The 16635-nt window shown below is 57.6% G+C and carries 12 protein-coding genes; 5 read left to right on the top strand and 7 right to left on the bottom strand.

Features of this window, described 5'->3' with window-relative positions; translation table 11 throughout:
- Nucleotides 1–25 precede the first annotated feature (25 nt).
- Nucleotides 26–820, bottom strand: coding sequence for an exodeoxyribonuclease III (xth, locus tag FKG95_RS13900; RefSeq protein WP_142896970.1), 795 nt, complete (start codon nt 818–820; stop codon nt 26–28).
- Nucleotides 821–1703: 883 nt separating this feature from the next.
- Nucleotides 1704–2495, bottom strand: a complete 792-nt coding sequence (locus FKG95_RS13895; protein WP_142896969.1) for a gamma-glutamyl-gamma-aminobutyrate hydrolase family protein — start codon at nt 2493–2495, stop codon at nt 1704–1706.
- 137 nt (nt 2496–2632) lie between these two features.
- Between FKG95_RS13895 and FKG95_RS13890 the strand changes: the two genes are divergently transcribed.
- On the top strand, nt 2633–3472 hold the full coding sequence (locus tag FKG95_RS13890) for a sterol desaturase family protein (RefSeq protein WP_142896968.1): 840 nt from the start codon (nt 2633–2635) through the stop codon (nt 3470–3472).
- 9 nt (nt 3473–3481) lie between these two features.
- Here the strand turns inward: FKG95_RS13890 and FKG95_RS13885 are convergent, their stop codons facing one another.
- From FKG95_RS13885 to FKG95_RS13875, 3 genes are all read right to left on the bottom strand, one after another.
- Nucleotides 3482–4249 carry a LolA family protein gene (locus tag FKG95_RS13885; protein WP_142896967.1) on the bottom strand — a complete coding sequence of 256 codons (768 nt, stop codon included), beginning with the start codon at nt 4247–4249 and terminating at the stop codon, nt 3482–3484.
- Nucleotides 4250–4252: 3 nt separating this feature from the next.
- Nucleotides 4253–6640 carry an FtsK/SpoIIIE family DNA translocase gene (locus FKG95_RS13880; protein WP_142896966.1) on the bottom strand — a complete coding sequence of 796 codons (2388 nt, stop codon included), beginning with the start codon at nt 6638–6640 and terminating at the stop codon, nt 4253–4255.
- A gap of 149 nt (nt 6641–6789) precedes the next feature.
- Nucleotides 6790–7998: an aminotransferase class I/II-fold pyridoxal phosphate-dependent enzyme gene (locus tag FKG95_RS13875; protein WP_246116773.1), complete on the bottom strand. Its 1209-nt coding sequence runs from the start codon at nt 7996–7998 to the stop codon at nt 6790–6792.
- A 427-nt stretch (nt 7999–8425) separates the two neighbouring features.
- Between FKG95_RS13875 and FKG95_RS13870 the strand changes: the two genes are divergently transcribed.
- Nucleotides 8426–10054 carry an ArnT family glycosyltransferase gene (locus FKG95_RS13870; RefSeq protein ID WP_142896964.1) on the top strand — a complete coding sequence of 543 codons (1629 nt, stop codon included), beginning with the start codon at nt 8426–8428 and terminating at the stop codon, nt 10052–10054.
- A gap of 351 nt (nt 10055–10405) precedes the next feature.
- Here FKG95_RS13870 and amt read toward each other — a convergent pair whose 3' ends face one another.
- Nucleotides 10406–11785 (bottom strand): ammonium transporter, encoded by a 1380-nt coding sequence (gene amt, locus FKG95_RS13865; protein ID WP_142896963.1) that lies wholly within the window; start codon nt 11783–11785, stop codon nt 10406–10408.
- Nucleotides 11786–11797: 12 nt separating this feature from the next.
- Nucleotides 11798–12136 carry a P-II family nitrogen regulator gene (locus tag FKG95_RS13860; protein WP_142896962.1) on the bottom strand — a complete coding sequence of 113 codons (339 nt, stop codon included), beginning with the start codon at nt 12134–12136 and terminating at the stop codon, nt 11798–11800.
- A gap of 440 nt (nt 12137–12576) precedes the next feature.
- On the opposite strand from FKG95_RS13860, the gene FKG95_RS13855 reads away from it, so the two are divergent.
- The 3 genes from FKG95_RS13855 (at nt 12577) to FKG95_RS13845 (ending at nt 16612) form a co-directional block, all read left to right on the top strand.
- Complete coding sequence (locus tag FKG95_RS13855; RefSeq protein ID WP_246116772.1) at nt 12577–13899, top strand: UbiH/UbiF/VisC/COQ6 family ubiquinone biosynthesis hydroxylase; 1323 nt, start codon at nt 12577–12579, stop codon at nt 13897–13899.
- A gap of 33 nt (nt 13900–13932) precedes the next feature.
- Complete coding sequence (locus FKG95_RS13850) at nt 13933–14658, top strand: hypothetical protein (RefSeq protein ID WP_142896961.1); 726 nt, start codon at nt 13933–13935, stop codon at nt 14656–14658.
- Nucleotides 14659–15193: 535 nt separating this feature from the next.
- Nucleotides 15194–16612, top strand: coding sequence for a S1C family serine protease (locus tag FKG95_RS13845; protein ID WP_142896960.1), 1419 nt, complete (start codon nt 15194–15196; stop codon nt 16610–16612).
- Nucleotides 16613–16635 lie beyond the last annotated feature (23 nt).

Raw genomic sequence — 16635 nt, 5'->3', positions numbered from 1 at the left:
CTGATATTGAGATCTGGCCGCTCGGTCAGTCGATGTCCACCATGATCGGAACGTGATCCGACGGCTTTTCCCAGGACCGGCTGTCGCGCAGGATCTGCATGGCCGAGACCGAGGGCGCGAGAGCCGGCGAGGCCAGGACGTGATCCAGGCGCCAGCCGTAATCGCGCGCGAAGGCTTCCTTGAAGCGGTATCCCCACCAGCTATACAAAGGTTCCGGAAGCGGAACGAAATGCCGCCCGACATCGACGAAATCGCCCGCCGCATGGAGCGCGAGCATATGTTCGGTCTCGACCGGCGTGTGGCCGACGGACTTCACGAGGCGTTTGTGATTCCATACATCCTGCTCGAAGGGCGCGACGTTCATGTCGCCGACCAGGACCGCTTTGCGCTGCGCGACTTTGTCACTCTTGGCCCAGGCCGCCATCTCGGTCAGAAACTGAAGCTTATGGGCAAACTTGTCATTCTGTTCCGGGTCCGGAACATTCCCGCCTGAGGGAACGTAAAAGTTGTGAATCTCCAATCCGCCGGCGACGGTGACGCTGAGGTGGCGGCAATCGTCCTTTTCGCACCAGACCCGGCGGTCCTCGGTCTCGAAGGGCAGGCGCGAGAGGATCGCGACGCCGTTGTAGCTCTTCTGACCATGAATGCTCAGGTGCTCGTAGCCCATGGATTTTATGGCTTCGACAGGAAAATCGCCATTCTGGACCTTGGTCTCCTGCAGGCAGACAACCTGTGGCGACTGTTCCTCGGTGATGCGCGCCAGATGATCCAACCGCTGGCGTAGAGAGTTGACATTCCAGGTGATCAATCGGACGGACATGCAGGCTCCCGAATTTCGATGGAGGTTGTTATTGTTTCGTTTCCGGAACAAAAATCAGTGCGGCGGGATTCTCCCGCAGATTGTCGTTTCTGTACCGGAATGGATTCAGCCGTGAGACAGCTTGAACCCGAAGCTAGAGGAAAGTCGGCAGGATTGGAACGAATTAAGCGTATGCGGCCCCGCAAGCTGTGCTTCCGTCAGAACGAGATCCGGTCCAGCGACAGGTTAAAGTGTTAAGTTCTCGCCGGGTCAGGGGTGGTGTGGGGAAGTAACCTGCCGACTCTCGAAGAATCCAACTGCGCCAAAAGCCGCAGAAGCAAGTACCGGGGGAAGTAAGCTATTGAAAAAATAAAGGAACGCCCGGTCGGGGGGAGAGCCGGGCGTTCCAGTTCTTCGCAGAGATTAGAAAGACGATAGGGGGGAGCTATCTCTTTCCATTCTGGCCGCGTGCCATACTGGCTGCGGTCTTAGATTAATAGATAGGTCACATTTCTGAACTTACAATCGTCTCTTGCTATGCGTCCTGTGCAAAACCGCCCCGCATAGGATGCAGAGCAGGCGAAATCTGCCGATTTCGAACGGAAACCAGGGCAGTTTCCGGGCACCTGCGACCGACGTGACCGGCCACCGCGGTCCCGAAAAAAATGAATTCCCATTTTTTTTCATAGACTTGGTGACGGACGCCGTTTCCGCGCGCCGAACGGATGAGAAATCCCACTTCAGGCTTAATAGAAAATATCTATCAAGCACTCTCGCCCGAGGTGTTCGCGCCGCGTTCCATCGCATTTCCGGCACGCTGCTGCTGCCCGGGGCGACCATCACTGCTTTTTCCAGTTCGGTGGCGGGCCCTCTCTCGAGAGGCCGGCGCCTGGACTGCAACGGCTCAGGCAGACAATGCCTGAAGGGACCCTGCGGCGCGGGCGAGCGCCCGGGTCCGGGCGGCTTTGCCGAAGGCCTCGAAAAGCTTCACGGACTGCGGATTTTCCATGACCTTGTATTCGGGATGCCACTGCACACCCAGCGCGAAATCCCTCGCACCGTCCACCTTAATGGCCTCCACGGTGTCGTCGTGGGCCAGAGCTTCCAGGCTGAGGCCTTCGCCCAGGCGGTCAACCGCCTGCCAATGCAGCGAGTTGATGGTGATTTCGGATTCTCCAAGCAGGCTCTCGAGCAGACCGTCTTTCACCAGATGGGCCGGGTGCCGGGGTCCGTACTGGACGTCCGGATCATCGTGCCGGGGCTGGCGGTGATCGAACTTCTCCGGCATCTCGTGGACGCGGGCGTGCAGCGTGCCGCCGAAAGCCACATTGAGTTCCTGCATGCCGCGGCAGATGGCGAAAAGCGGCAGGCCCTGGCGTACGGCCTCACGGATCAGCGGCAGGGTGGTGGCGTCGCGCGCAATGTCATGGGGCTCGGCCTCGGGTGTCGGTGCGACCCCGTAGTGATCCGGATGGACGTTGGAGGGGCTGCCGGTGACAAGCAGGCCGTCCAGGCGCGCCACGGCCTGGGGAATGTCGATCAGCTCGCCCAGCGAGGGCAACATGACCGGCAGGCCGCCGGTTGCCAGCGAAATCGCCCGGACATACTTGTCGCCGACCGTATGAAAGCTCTTGCCGTCGTATTCGCGCACGCAGGCGGGGACGCCGATCAGCGGCGCGTAGGATGAATGTGTCATAAGAGGAAGCTTAGCGTGTCGACCTATTATGGCAAGGGGTTGGCTGCTGGAATGCGCGGCAGATGATCAAACAAGCGTGAAGGCGATTTTCAACGGCTGTCCTTGCGGGAGACGGGCGAGAAGAATACCTAAAGGACATGGAAGCCCTGGAATCATCCATTCTCGAGTGGAAAGCCGCTGTCGTTCTGGCCTGGTTCGCGTTGTTTTTCCTGGCCGAACGCTGGAAACCGGCGGCGCGGGAGCGGCCTGAGCCGGCGTTGACCGCAGGTGAACGTCCCCTGGGCGCGTGGCAGCGGGTCGGGCGTAATCTCAGCCTCTGGCTGGCGAACGTCGGTTTGGCGCCCCTGATTGTCATTCCGCTGACGCTCTGGGCCTCGACCCACGCGCTGGACTGGCGTCCCGACTGGTGGTCGGGGCTGACCGGCCTGATCATCGATCTGATCATCCTGGACTGTTTGATCTACTGGTGGCACCGGGCCAACCACGAAGTCCAGTTCCTCTGGCGCTTTCACGAAGTGCACCACCTTGACCGCTTTCTCGACACCTCGACCGCCCTGCGCTTCCATTTCGGCGAGGTGCTTCTCTCCGCCGCGGCCCGGGCCGGGGTCATCCTTTTGCTCGGAATTCCCTTCTTTTCGGTCATCGTCTTCGAGATTCTGGTGCTTCTCTGCGCGCTCTTTCAGCATTCAAACCTGAAACTCGGCGCAAAGACCGAACACTTGCTCTCACGCGTGATCATCACCCCCTCGATCCATTGGGTGCACCATCACGCGATCCGGCGCGATACGGATTCCAACTACGGCACGATCTTCAGCTTCTGGGACCGGATTTTCGGATCGAGCTCCAAGACCGAGCGCTGGCCGGATATGCCGATCGGCGTCGAACGGACGGAAGAGCGCAGGTTCTTACATCTGCTGATGCGTCCCTTCAGGGGACGACGCGGATCTCCAGCAGCGGAAAACCGGATTTCCTCGTAAGCATTCCCGTCAGCGGTTATTTCCCAATCCCGGGGTATCGATTTCCAGATCGTCGTATTCGAAGACCGATTTCTCGATCGGAACGTCGTATTCGGCGTTGAACAGGGACACCTGTGTGGCGATCCCCTGGGCATCCACCACCTCCCACTTATGCAGGCGCAGCGGCTTGTCGCTGAAGGTCAGGGTGATGCGGCCCACGTCGCCATTGGAGGAGTCCTCCAGAATCATGGAAAGCACACCGGCGTCCTGGACGACGTCGACAATCTCGATGTCGTCGGTCAGCTCCACCTTTTCCCGGATCAGGAACCAGAGCGGAGTCTCCCACAGGGGCAGGAAGGTGGCCTGCTTCAGTTCACGGTCGTAATACAGCAGGGTCAGGCCGTTGGCGATCAGGAGCGCCGGGTGCGGGTCGTCGTACTGAAAGCGCATCTTTCCCGGCCGCTGGATGTGAACCTCACCCTCGGCGAAGGAACCGTTGGTCGAAACCTGGATGAAGCGCGCATGCACCGAGGTCAGGGTGTTCAGATAGCGCTCGACCCGTGCCACGGCGGCGCTGTCGTCGGGTGAGAGCGCGGTGGTCTGAAGGGGGGGCTCGCCGTTGCTGAGCTTACGTGGGCCGGTCCAGTTGATCGCTGGTTCCAACCCAGGCGGGCGCGCGAGCTCGTTGGCCGCCTCCGGTGCTTCTTCAGCAGCGTTTTGGGCCACTGCCGGTAATCCGATAGCGGTGGCCGACGCGGTCAGGCCGGAGACCACCGCAGCTTTGAGCCAAGTCTTCATTCTTTAATCGTCGTGTCCGCCGGGGGCGAGAACTTCGCGTTTTCCAACGTGATTGGCCGGGCTGACGACGCCTTCCGCTTCCATCTTTTCAATAATCCGCGCCGCCCGGTTGTAGCCGATCTGCAGTTGGCGCTGGATAAAGCTCGTTGAGGCCTTGCGATGCTGGGCGACAATGGCGATGGCCTGATCATAAAGCTCATCGCCGCTGTTGCCGCCACCGGGGCTATCCATACCGTCAAACGAGGGCTCTTCATCCTCGGTCACAGACTCGATGTAGGAAGGCTGCCCCTGCCGTTTCAAGCAGGCAACGACATCTTCGACTTCCTGATCGGTCACAAGCGGGCCGTGAACACGCGCAATTCTGCCGCCCTGTCCCATGTAGAGCATGTCGCCCTGGCCCAGTAACTGTTCCGCGCCCTGTTCGCCCAGAATGGTCCGGCTGTCGATTTTCGAAGTCACATGGAAGCTGATCCGGGTCGGAAAGTTCGCCTTGATGGTGCCCGTGATGACGTCCACGGAGGGCCGCTGAGTCGCCATGATCAGGTGGATGCCTGCCGCGCGTGCCATCTGGGCCAGGCGCTGTACCGCGCCCTCGATGTCCTTGCCCGCGACCAGCATCAGATCGGCCATCTCGTCGACAACCACCACGATGAAGGGCAGGGGCTCGGTCTCGAAAGGCTGTTCCTCGTGGATCGGCTGCCCGGTGTCCGGGTCGAAGCCGGTCTGGACCTTGCGGGTCAGGATCTCGCCCTTTTTCTTCGCTTCCTCCATCCGGCTGTTGTAGCCGTCGATGTTCCGCACGCCGAGGCGCGACATGTTCCGGTAGCGCTCCTCCATCTCCCGTACGGTCCATTTGAGCGCCACCACAGCCTTTTTCGGCTCGGTGACCACGGGGGCCAGCAGATGCGGAATGTCGTCGTAGACCGAGAGCTCCAGCATCTTGGGGTCGATCATGATGAACTTGCACTGGTCCGGTGTGAAGCGGAACAGCAGCGAGAGAATCATGGAGTTCACGGCCACGGACTTACCGGAACCGGTGGTGCCTGCCATGAGCAGATGCGGCATGCGCCCGAGGTCGGCAATGGTCGGGTGTCCACCGATATCCTTGCCCAAAATCATCGGCAGCTTTCCGCCGGCGCGGTCGAAGACGTCCGAGCCCAGCAACTCGCGCAGATAAACGGTCTCGCGCAGGGCATTGGGTAGCTCGATGCCGATCACGCTGGAGCCGGGCACCACCGCGACACGCACGGAAATAGCGCTCATGGAGCGGGCGATGTCGTCGGCCAGGCCCACGACCCGGCTGGTTTTGGTGCCCGGTGCCGGCTCAAGCTCGTAGCGGGTCACCACGGGACCGGGCCGGACTTTGACGATTTCGCCGCGCACGCCGAAGTCCTGTAGCACCGTCTCGAGCATCGCGGCGTTCTTTTTCAGAGCGTCGCGGGTCTGGATCGCGTCCTGGGCCGAGGCCGGGGGCAGCGCCAGGAGGGTGAGGGGCGGGAGCTCGTACTCTCCGTGGCTGCCGAAAAGCTTGGGTTGCTGCGCTTCCTGCGCGCGTTTGCCCGGTTTGGGGCGTGCTTTACGCGGGGCGACGAAGTTGAGGTCGTCTTCCGTCTCCACGACCGCCTTGGACAGGGGCCTGCTCTCTTCGCCAAGGCTCGGCTCGATCCGCTCCTTGCTGCGTTGGGCTTTGCGCCGGGGCGCTTTCGGGCGGCTGACGGCGGTTTCCAGGGAATCGTGCGGTTCGTCAGCGCCGTCGCGCCGGCCGAAGTTATCCGCAAAGCCCGACAGGCTGTGACGCAGTGCCACCCATTCCTGACGTTTCAGACCCATGGCGTAGACCAATGCCGTGCCGCCCAGCAGGAAAGCCGGGATTGCGATAATCCAGGACGTCAGACCAATCATTTGGGAGAGACTGTTGAGGATGATGCCGCCCAGGATACCTCCCAGGCCGGCATTCTCGACCAGCCAGCCCTCGGGCTGGGGCAGCGCGGCGAGTCCGGCGGCGAATATGATGATTCCGGCCACCATCGCGCCGAGGCGAAGCCACCAATGGGGCAGCGTGTGATCCCGGAACAGGCGCCAGGACCAGCCCCCTAGGACCGGGGTGAGCATAAAACAACTCAGTCCCAGCAGCGGCAGCAGGAAACCTACGATGCCGGCGCCAGGGCGGCCCAGCAGGTTCGTGACAGGCCCGTCGGTCGCGTGATTGGGCGAGGGATCCATGGGGTTGAAGGTCAGCAGGGCGGCCAGTGCTGCGAGGGCAAACGCGAGCACCAGCAGGCCGAGCGCTTCCACAAGACGCCGGCGCATGAAGTCTCCACTGCCTTCCGGCAGAAACCGGGGCCGTTCGTCCCGGCCTGATCGGCTGATTGCGCTGTCTCTTGCCGCCATCGTTGGATCAGTCCCTTTCTCGAATCTTTGCGGTTTCAGTCCAGAGTCGAACTCTAAGTTCTTGAGTCTTGGTTAGAAACTGCCGAATTCAGGCCATTAAAGCCAGCTAAAAGCGGTTTTCATGAAAAGCTTCCGTCGTTGCAGAGGGTCTACAAGATCTCAGCAATGCGGCCAAGGGCAGCTTTTGTGACCTCGGCATCGAATACAAGGGCGATTCTAATGTATTTCGCCCCTGGATTATAACCCTCGTTGTCGGCGACTGACATGTAAGCGCCCGGCAGCACGCGAATACCTGCTTCCTGCCAGAGCCTTTTCGCCGCGGCTTCGCCGTCACCCACGTCCAGCCAGAGGAAAAAGCCGCCGTCGGGTATGCTGAAACCGAAGCGGTTGCCCAGAACCTGCTGGGCGATCTCGAAGTTGGCTTGGTAAAACGCGCGGATCGCTTCGACATGTGTGTCGTCGCGCCAGAGGCGGGTGCCCGCCGCCATCACCGGCAGCGGTACGCCCGCGCCGCCGACCAGCATGATCGCGTTGAGGGCGTTGATCAGCTTTTCGTTGCCCGCGGCGAACCCGCAGCGCAGCCCTGCCGCGTTGGAGCGTTTAGAAAGCGAATGAAAAACCAATAGATTATCCAACGAACCACCCAGTTGGTCTACGACATCCAGCGCACCCGCTGGAGGTGTACGCGTATAAATCTCCGCGTAGCATTCATCGAAGGCGACGACAAAGTCATGCTTGCGGGCCAGAGTCAGCAGATCCGCAAGCTGCCGGCGGTTGGCGGCGGCGCCTTGGGGATTGGAGGGCGAGCAGAGGATGCAGAGCGCCGTACGTTTCAGAATCTCCTCCGGTACTGCCTGATAATCCGGCAGGAAGCCGGTTTCACTGGAGGTCGGCAGAAAGACCGGCTCAGCCCCTGCGGCCACCGCGGCCCCGGCGTAGACGTGGTAGAAGGGATTGGGGATCAGAACCACAGGCGGCGGCGCGTCCGGGGTTTCCGCTGTTTGCGGGACCGTTGCCATGGTGGCGAAAAACAGGCCTTCGCGGGTGCCGGGCAAGGCCAGGACATGGCGCTGTGGGTCGATGATGCCCGCCGGGATCTCATAACGCCGCTGGAGCCAGGCAGTGCAGGCCTCAAGATACACCGTGCTGCCCCGGCCCGGCGGATAGCGCGACCACTCGCCAGCATTGGCTGCGATTTCCTCGGCGACGAAGGCGGGCGGCTGACCCTTGGGCTCTCCTATCGAGAGCGCCAGCGGGGCAGAAGCTCCTCGTGGCGCGGGTCCCGCCGGAATATTGTCCAGGAGACTGCGTAATCGCGTGAAGGGGTGAAAAGCCTGCAGGTTTTGACGATCGATCACGTTATGAAGTTCCAATCAGATTTACTTTACTGCCTACGTGGAGGAAGCATCACGTTCTTAAAAGAATCGGATGATACTTGATTTTTTCGGTCAAGAACGATCAGGCCACAGTTTATAGCGCAATAACGGGACTTCAGTTCAACCACACTAGCGTCACGTGAATCCGGCTGGCAAGAGTGGGTAACTCATTTCCACAACCAGAAGGCTGAAAACAGATCCCTTCCGGTTGGAATCTCGGACAAAACGACCGAGTTTTGGGGTTGCCACTTCGAACCATACATGCGAAGAAATTTTTCGCGTCCAACGCACGCCTCAGGCGCTCGCAGGCGGGAGTCTTTAGCGTGTGCGCATTGGTTTCATGCTTTCTTTTGAGTTCCTTGACTGATGCAGTCACAGTTAAAACCATAGTGAATTCCGAGTGTTATTTATGAAAACTGGCGGTATTAATTGTGGTGTTGTAAATCATTTTTTTGTTGATCAAAATTTTCGTTTAAAACTGTCACGCGAAACTGATAAGTATATAATTTTCTTCGTTATTTTCGCACTGTTTTTTGTTTTTTACGCAATTTTTTCCCATCCAATTCGTACTGGTGGAAACGCCACAGAGCGCTGGCTGTTGATAGTGTACAGCGATGAAGCCGGGAATTTTTTGCGTACGCTTTCCGGCGAAATGCCCTCACATCATGGACTGCGATGGGGAATTAATTACCCGGCCTATATTTTGGTTCAGTTATTTGGAACATCACCTTTTGTTTATTATATCGTCCCATTGTTTTTTTCTTCGTTATGTGTTGCTTTGCTCTGGCTTATTTCTTACGAATTAGGTGGCCTTGTAACTGCGTTTGTTGCTGTATTTATATTTGTCTTAAATTACAAAGTACACCTTTCATCACTGCAACTGATGCCAAATGCTTTCAGTATATTTTATTTTGTTGTATCGCTATTTTTTGCATTTAAGTATATAAATACAAATAAAGTCACCTATGTGGTGATTTTTTCTTTATGTATATTTTTGATGTATGGTGGGAAAGAAACGAACTTGTTCTTTTTCCCAGGGATATATCTATTTTTTCTGATTACGAGAGATTGGCGGGCGATTTCAATAGTATCTCTCGTTCTTGTATGCCTCTTCTCAATTGAGACCTTGCTTGTGAACGCGGGCTCTGATGCCAACCTTATTTTTGGCCGGCTTGAAGCATTGTTGACTGGCGGTCATATCAATAACATGCTGACACGCCCAAATCATATTAATTACAGTTATGATGATATAATAAATAGGTGGACAATAATTTCTATCGTCCCGAAAATTATCTATTATTCATTTTTTTCTTTGTGTATTTATGGAATCATTCGGTTTAAACATTTAGATAAGAGAGAAATGCTCCTGCTTTTATTGGGCGGGTCGTTTGCATTTTTCACAACTTTTTTTATTATCTCGATAGATCCATTTAGGCTTGGTCAGCCGCTGAGAGAACGGTACCTGCTGGTGCTGACGCCCGTGGCGGCAATATCCCTTGCTTGGGCGGCTCAGCGAGCATTCGGCTTTGTTGCCGGTTTCGCACGGGATCTGGGTGTTCGCTTTCCGCTAGATAACATCTTAAAAGCAGCGGCATTGATGGTCGCTGTTTTTACGGTTTTCGGTGTTGTTGATCGCGGATTGGAAAACGATGATCGTAAGTCTCCATATCAAAGATACGATATGTTTTCGGCCAATTCTTACTTTAACAAAGCTGCCGAGATTTTGCGGGATGGGTGCCCTGTTTACTACCTTCGCTGGAGTGGCGCAGAGACTACTTTAAGGGTGCTTACGGCCCGCGATGTCAATGACGATTGGCGCTCGGACTACGCTTACGAGGCCGTTTCTCCCGAAGTTCTACCTCAGATTTTTGATGATGATTTCAAACGCCTGTTCCGTGATTGGCCCACGTCTCCTCAAGTGCATGTTCTTCAAGCCAAGGATCGTCAGTTGGGGTCAAACTGTGGAACAGTTTTTGCGGCGAATGGCGCTATTTTGGTGGATATCGAGTCTCGAAAGAGCCTGTGGAATGTAGAATAAGAGTGGATTGTATCGCCGGCCGGATTTTTTTGGAGACGGTTTTTACGCGGTAGGAGGGGGGATAGCGAAGGCCATCTGCTGGCGAAAAAGCAGATCGCCTGGTCCTTTTAGAGCGGACCCAACCCAGATGGAGCTTCCGTAGGCGATCCGTCGTCCCGGCAAATCTGTTCTTTTATTCGGATCGATCAGGATCACATATTGAGGCGTAACTGCAAGGTGGTTCCGGCCAGACAGGTCCCAGGGTGCAAAAAAAGCCCGGCGGGGGAAGCCGCCGGGCCAGATAGTTTAGCTGGATGTCGTTACAGGCGCCGATTCAAACCAACGGGCGACTCAAACGCTCAAGTTCGGTCTTTAGAAGGCCTGGGAGCCTTGACCGAATTCCGGATAGGCCTCCAGGCCCAGTTCCGCCTTGTCGAGGCCCATTTCCTCTTCTTCCTCGGAAACCCGGATCCCGACCGCAGTTTTCAGGGCGAACCAGATCACCAGGCTGGTACCGAAGGTGAAGGCGCCGATGGCTGCGATACCCACGATCTGGGTGCCGATGCTTGCACCGCCGAAGATGCCGACGCAGAGCGTGCCCCAGATGCCGGCGCAAAGGTGGACCGGGATCGCACCGACCACGTCATCGATTTTCAGCTTGTCGAGCAGCGGCACGGCAAAGACCACGATGACGCCGCCGACGGCACCGATGATCAACGCAAGGCCATGGTGCTGCACATCAGGTCCAGCGGTGATGGAGACCAGACCGGCCAAAGCGCCGTTCAGGGTCATGGTCAGGTCCATCTTCTTGTAAAGGATCTGGGTCAGCACCATCGCGGCAACCACACCCGCGGCGGCAGCCAGGGTCGTGTTGACGTAGATGATTGCGATGGCTGCGACATCCAGGGCCGAGCCCATCGCCAGCTGCGATGCGCCGTTAAAGCCAAACCAGCCCATCCAAAGGATGAAGGTGCCCAGAGTTGCCAGCGGCAGGTTGGCGCCCGGCAGGGGATTGACCCGGCCGTCGGGACCGTATTTGCCTTTGCGCGCGCCCAGAACCAGAGCGCCCGCGAGAGCCGCCCAACCGCCCACGGAGTGGACAATGGTCGATCCGGCAAAGTCGGAGAAGCCCATGGTCGTGAGCCAGCCCTGGCCCCAGGTCCAGGAAGCCTGGATCGGGTAGATGAAGGCGGCCAGGACCAGGATGAAGATCATGAAGGGCCAGACCTTGATGCGCTCTGCCAGAGCACCCGAAACGATGGAGGCCGTGGTTGCCACGAAGACCATCTGGAAGAACCAGTCGGACATGACCGAGTAGCCGTTGCTGGTGACAGCGGCGATCAGTTCGTCGGTCGCTTCATCGGCGCCGATTAGGGCAAGTTCGGCTTCGCTTGTGTTGTAGAAGATGCTGAAGGAGCCGATGAAGCCGTCCGGCGCCACGTCGACATACATCAGGTTGTAGCCGATCAGGTAGTAGGCGATACCCGCGATCGAATAGAGCGCGATGTTCTTCAGGCAGATCGCGGCGGTATTCTTGGTGCGGACCAGGCCGGACTCCAGCATCGCGAAACCGGCTGCCATCCACATGACTAGTACGCCATGGATAAGAAAGGAAAAGGTATTGAAAATGAACGCAGTTTCTTCGCTGACCGCAGCCTCTGCCGCGTTACTGAGAACCAGCGTGGTCGAGGCGGCAAGGCCGGTCAGAACCAGAATCTTGCGCCCCGGAGTCGGGAGTGAAAAGAGTTTCATCGAAAAGGCCTCCTAAAGCGCCTCAGCATTGGTTTCGCCGGTTCTGATCCGGACTGTCTGGAGAACATCGAGGACGAAGATCTTGCCGTCGCCGATCCGTCCCGTGTTTGCGGATTGCTGAACGGTCTCGACGACCTGTTCGACCAATTCATCCTTGACCGCGATGTCGATCTTGACCTTGGGCAGAAAGTTGATTGCGTATTCCGCGCCCCGGTAGATCTCGGTCTGACCCTTTTGCCGGCCGTAACCTTTCACTTCGCTGACTGTCAAACCCTCGACACCGATTGCGGTCAGGGCCTGGCGAACATCGTCAAGCTTGAAGGGTTTGATGATGGCGGTGACCATCTTCATATCATTTGTCTCCCCGTCGTTTTGACTGTATCTCGCGTAAATTCCGGCGCTGCGCGGGATCGTCAGACTGATCCAGGACTGAGCCCGGTCCCCGTAAAAAACGCTCAAATTCCCGTACAGCGCATGGCCTCTCCTTCTCAAGAAGCGTGCCAAACCGGGTGCAGTGCACAAAAAGCTTAAGAATCCACATACTTCCGACAGGCTTGTTCAGCCGGAGGGCTGCAAAATTACTAATCAGACAAGATTAAAAATTAGGCATAAATTTATTTTTGCCTAAAAAATAAACATAAAACCGGAGATGCCTCCCGGAAACACCGCAAAATCAGGTGCGTGATGGCGCGCGCAGGCGCGCACCTGCGGCCTTTGGTCTGTCGCGGCCGATCAGCGGCCTTGATAGATTGCTGCAATGTGATCAGAGTTCCGGGATAGCGGAGAAGGATGTGGCAAGAGTGAAAGCGGGAGCTTCCAAAACAACGGTGCAGCAGTTTGAGGTCCTGGTCGTCGGCGGCGGACTGGCCGGGCTTTCGATGGCCTCTGCGCTGGCCAGCGCGGGCGTATCCGTGGCCGTGATCGATCGGGAAGATCCGGCCAGGCTGGTCGCCGCGCCTTATGACGGGCGCTCTTCCGCCCTGGCGCGCGGATCACAGCAGATGCTCAACGCCATAGGTGTCTGGCCGAAGATGGCTGACGCCGCGCAGCCGATCCTGGATATCCGGGTGTCCGACGGCAAGATCGGCCGCCCGACCTCGCGGCTGTTCCTGCACTACGACCACAACGACGTTGCCGGCGAGCCCATGGGCTACATTGTCGAGAACCGGGAAACCCGTGTGGCCTTTCAGGCGCATCTGCCCACACTGCCGACCTTAACGGCTTTCGCGCCGAATTCGCTGGCAAAACTGGACCGCGGCGCGGCCAGCGGGCGGGGATCAGGCGGACCGGGGTCGAGCGGGCCGGGGTCGAGCCGGGTCCGGGCGGTTCTGGAGGATGGCCAGGTGCTCACGGCGGAACTGGTGATCGCCGCTGACGGCCGGAATTCCATGTTGCGGCGGGAGGCCGGGATCCGCTCGACCAACTGGGATTATGCGCAATGCGGCATCGTGGGCACGGTGCACCATGAGCGGCCGCATGACGGCGTGGCACATGAGCACTTCCTGCCCGCGGGTCCCTTTGCTCTTCTGCCCATGGTCGACGGGGAAAACGGCGAATACCGGTCATCGCTGGTCTGGACCGAGTCGCGCGAAGTGACGCCGCACATGCTGGCGCTCAATGACGAGGACTTCTCGGATCAGCTGCAGCGCCGTTTCGGAGACTCGCTGGGCGCTTTACGGGTGCCCGGCAAGCGCTGGTCCTATCCGCTGTCCATGATGCATGCGGAACGCTACAGCGATCATCGTTTGGTTCTCATCGGCGATGCGGCCCACGCCATTCATCCGATTTCGGGTCAGGGCTTCAATCTGGGGCTCAAGGACGTGGCGGCGTTGTCCGAATGTATCGTCGATGCCCGGCGCCTGGGGCTCGATATCGGCTCGCCCCAGGTATTGGAGCGCTACGAACGCTGGCGGCGCTTCGACAATATCGCGCTGATTGCGACCACCGACGGCTTGAACCGGCTGTTTTCCAACGACCTGCCGCCGGTGCGCCTGGCGCGCGATGTCGGTCTGGCGGCGGTCAACCGCATGCCCGGCCTCAAACGCTTTTTCATGAAGCATGCCATGGGCCTGGTCGGGGATTTGCCGCGTCTGGTGCAGGGGCGGCCTCTGTGAGCGTTCAGGTAACGTGACTCCGGGGGAGAGATCATGATTGGCGGGATCGGCGAGATGGGAGGCAGTCTGGCGCGCTTGGCGGCGGTGCCGGTATTGCTGTTTCTGCTGTTCGGCGCTGGCGCAACGGCGGCCCAGGAGCAAGGGGATTCGGTGGTTCTGCAGGGCGGCGGCGGCGAGGTCTATATCGGCGGCTTGCCACCAGGCTGGACAGCCGCGGCCCGGGTCGAGGGCATGCCGGTCGATTTCGCGGCCTGGACCCCGCGCGGCCAGACCAGCAATGACTGGCGGGAGATGATCGCCGCGCAGCTCTTCTCCGACCTGGGGGGCCGGGATCCGGCCGCTTTTCTCGACCGGGTGACGGCGGGCTACGATCAGGCCTGTGATTCGATCTCGACCACTTCGATTAAACCGGAGTCAATCAATGGCCTGCCTTCCGCGTTCCGGGCCGTGGCCTGCAGCCGCAACAGCGGCAGCGGTTTTGGCGAGGTCGTCTTGTTCCGCGTGATTGCCGGACAGAAGGCCCTCTATATGATGGAGCGCATCTACCGGACCGAACCCTTTGCGCCCGGCACCATCCCTTTCGACAACGATTTCCTGGCCTTGGGTAAAGAGAGCCTGGAGTTGGGCCTTGCCTGTCAGCGTAAGGCGCCAGAGAGCGGAGCGGCGGGCGGCACCTCGCCCTGTCCGGAAGGCTGGACGCCGGCCCTGGACAGCCTCGTTGCCGGTCAGGCGGTGACGGTCTTTCCAGCAGGGCAATGATCACCAGGATTTAGCTGAAAGTCTTACGATCAGATTTGTATCGACCTACGTGAATGTCTCGGCAACTGGGAGACGGGGTTCCTGTGTCGGTTTTCGAATGAATGGTCGATCGCGTTGCACGAGCGCAGTGTTTCATAAACAAGCTGGCAGACCTTTCGCCTGCCCTCTTTATGGAACAAAAAACGAACACTTATGTTGATTCATTATGATGTTCAACTGTAGACTGAAGTTAGAAATGACTGAATGAGAATTTGATCTCGGCGTTTCCATTTGGATAAGGAAAGACCTTGCAATGCCACTTGGTCATGTGTCGGCTAGCGCATGACCACTAGGTGCTCGGTGCGTGCGTGACACGTATGTCGAACGACTAGACTGACATCGCGTGTAAACTCAACTATGCGTTAAGTCATTTTTCTGTATGGATAAATGGAACATCCAACGGCCAGATAAAAAGACTTTGCGCTACCACTGATCTGTTACCCGCGCGTTTTTAGTTGGAGCAGATTAAAGACTTTAGCTTTTGGGGAAAGCAAACATGAATTGGCAACACTCACCTTTTGCACGAAAAGCTTTGAGGTTCCGGATGGCACGGTTCAGCCTCTGTTTTGCTGCCCTGACGGGACTTGTAGGATGTAATACTACGGGTAGTATGGTTGTCACTCCAATTGAGCCGCCTGAGGCTGTTACGATTTCACAGCCAGCACATGCACAAGCCAGCTTCGCTCTGACAAAGGTGATTGCCAATTTACGGCGTGGAACGGTTATCTCGCATTTTCCCGCAAACGGGAAAGGCGTGGGCGGGATCCAATGCAACTATTCCCACCGAAGCGATTCTTTTCTCGAATGGGGATCAGGGACATCATACTTGGGTAACTGGAGTACCGAACTGGGGGAGTTGTTCTTCGATACTCTGTCGAACAGGGGATACAACATTACCGGCGATCCAAAAGATCTTTTTGGCCAGCGGCAGTCTGTTTCCTCTGCTGAATATCTAATCGGAGCCCGCATAACCGATATCCGTGGGAATCTTTGTCAATGGCACGACTGGTGGACCGGGCGACCGTTGGATCGTTTTAGTGGCGAGATGTCTGTCTCGGTTGAGTGGAGCGTCTTCTCGACTTTATCCCAGCAAACGATACTTAAGGTCGAAAAAGCCGGTTATCATAAGTCGAAAAATCACGTCAGGGATGGCATCGCAATTCTATTCAATCAGGCCTTTGCCAGCTCGGCTGAGAGCTTTGCAAGTGATCAAGACTTTGTGGATCTTGCTTTGCGCAGGGCTGAAAATAGACCCCAAGCACTAGAAGATGAGCCTCCGATCTATTTCAAGCCAACGCTCTCAACGGACCGGGCGTTGAGCCGAGACCTGAGTGACATCCTTCCATCGGTTGTTACTATCCGAGTGGGTCAGGGGCATGGTTCGGGCTTTGCAATCAGTACAGAAGGATTGATTCTCACCAACTCTCACGTCGTTGGCAACGCTTCGCGGGTCAGCGTGATATTCAACAACGGCGTGGAGGTTGTGGGTCAGGTCATCCGGCTCAACAAGAAACGAGATGTTGCCGTTATTGAGGTGCCGCTTCGCCTTGCTTCAGCATTGCAGGTCAGGCAGGAGTTGCCTCAGCCTCTGGATCGGGTTTTTGCTATTGGCAGTCCGCTGAAGGTCTCTCTCGAATCGACGATCACAACGGGTATCGTCAGCGCGTTGCGCAGCACGACTTCGAACGGACTCGACTTTATCCAGTCAGATGCTGCTATCTCTCCTGGCAACAGTGGAGGTCCTTTGGTTGATGAAAGCGGGAGAGTTGTGGGGATTTCCGTAGCGAAGTTTACGGGAACAGGGACCGAAGGGCTGAACCTTTTCATCCCTATCCACTCTGCCTTGGAGAGTCTCAATGTTGTGCCTGATCCTGCAAACAGTCAGGACACTAAGACTGTTCCAGAGGGGAGCTAAGAAACTTTCTGCGTTTGCTGGCA

It is taken from the genome of Denitrobaculum tricleocarpae, from assembly GCF_007004665.1.
GTDB lineage: Bacteria > Pseudomonadota > Alphaproteobacteria > Kiloniellales > Kiloniellaceae > Denitrobaculum > Denitrobaculum tricleocarpae.
Note: the sequence above shows the minus strand (reverse complement) of the source record. Positions and strands in the feature narration are given on the sequence as shown.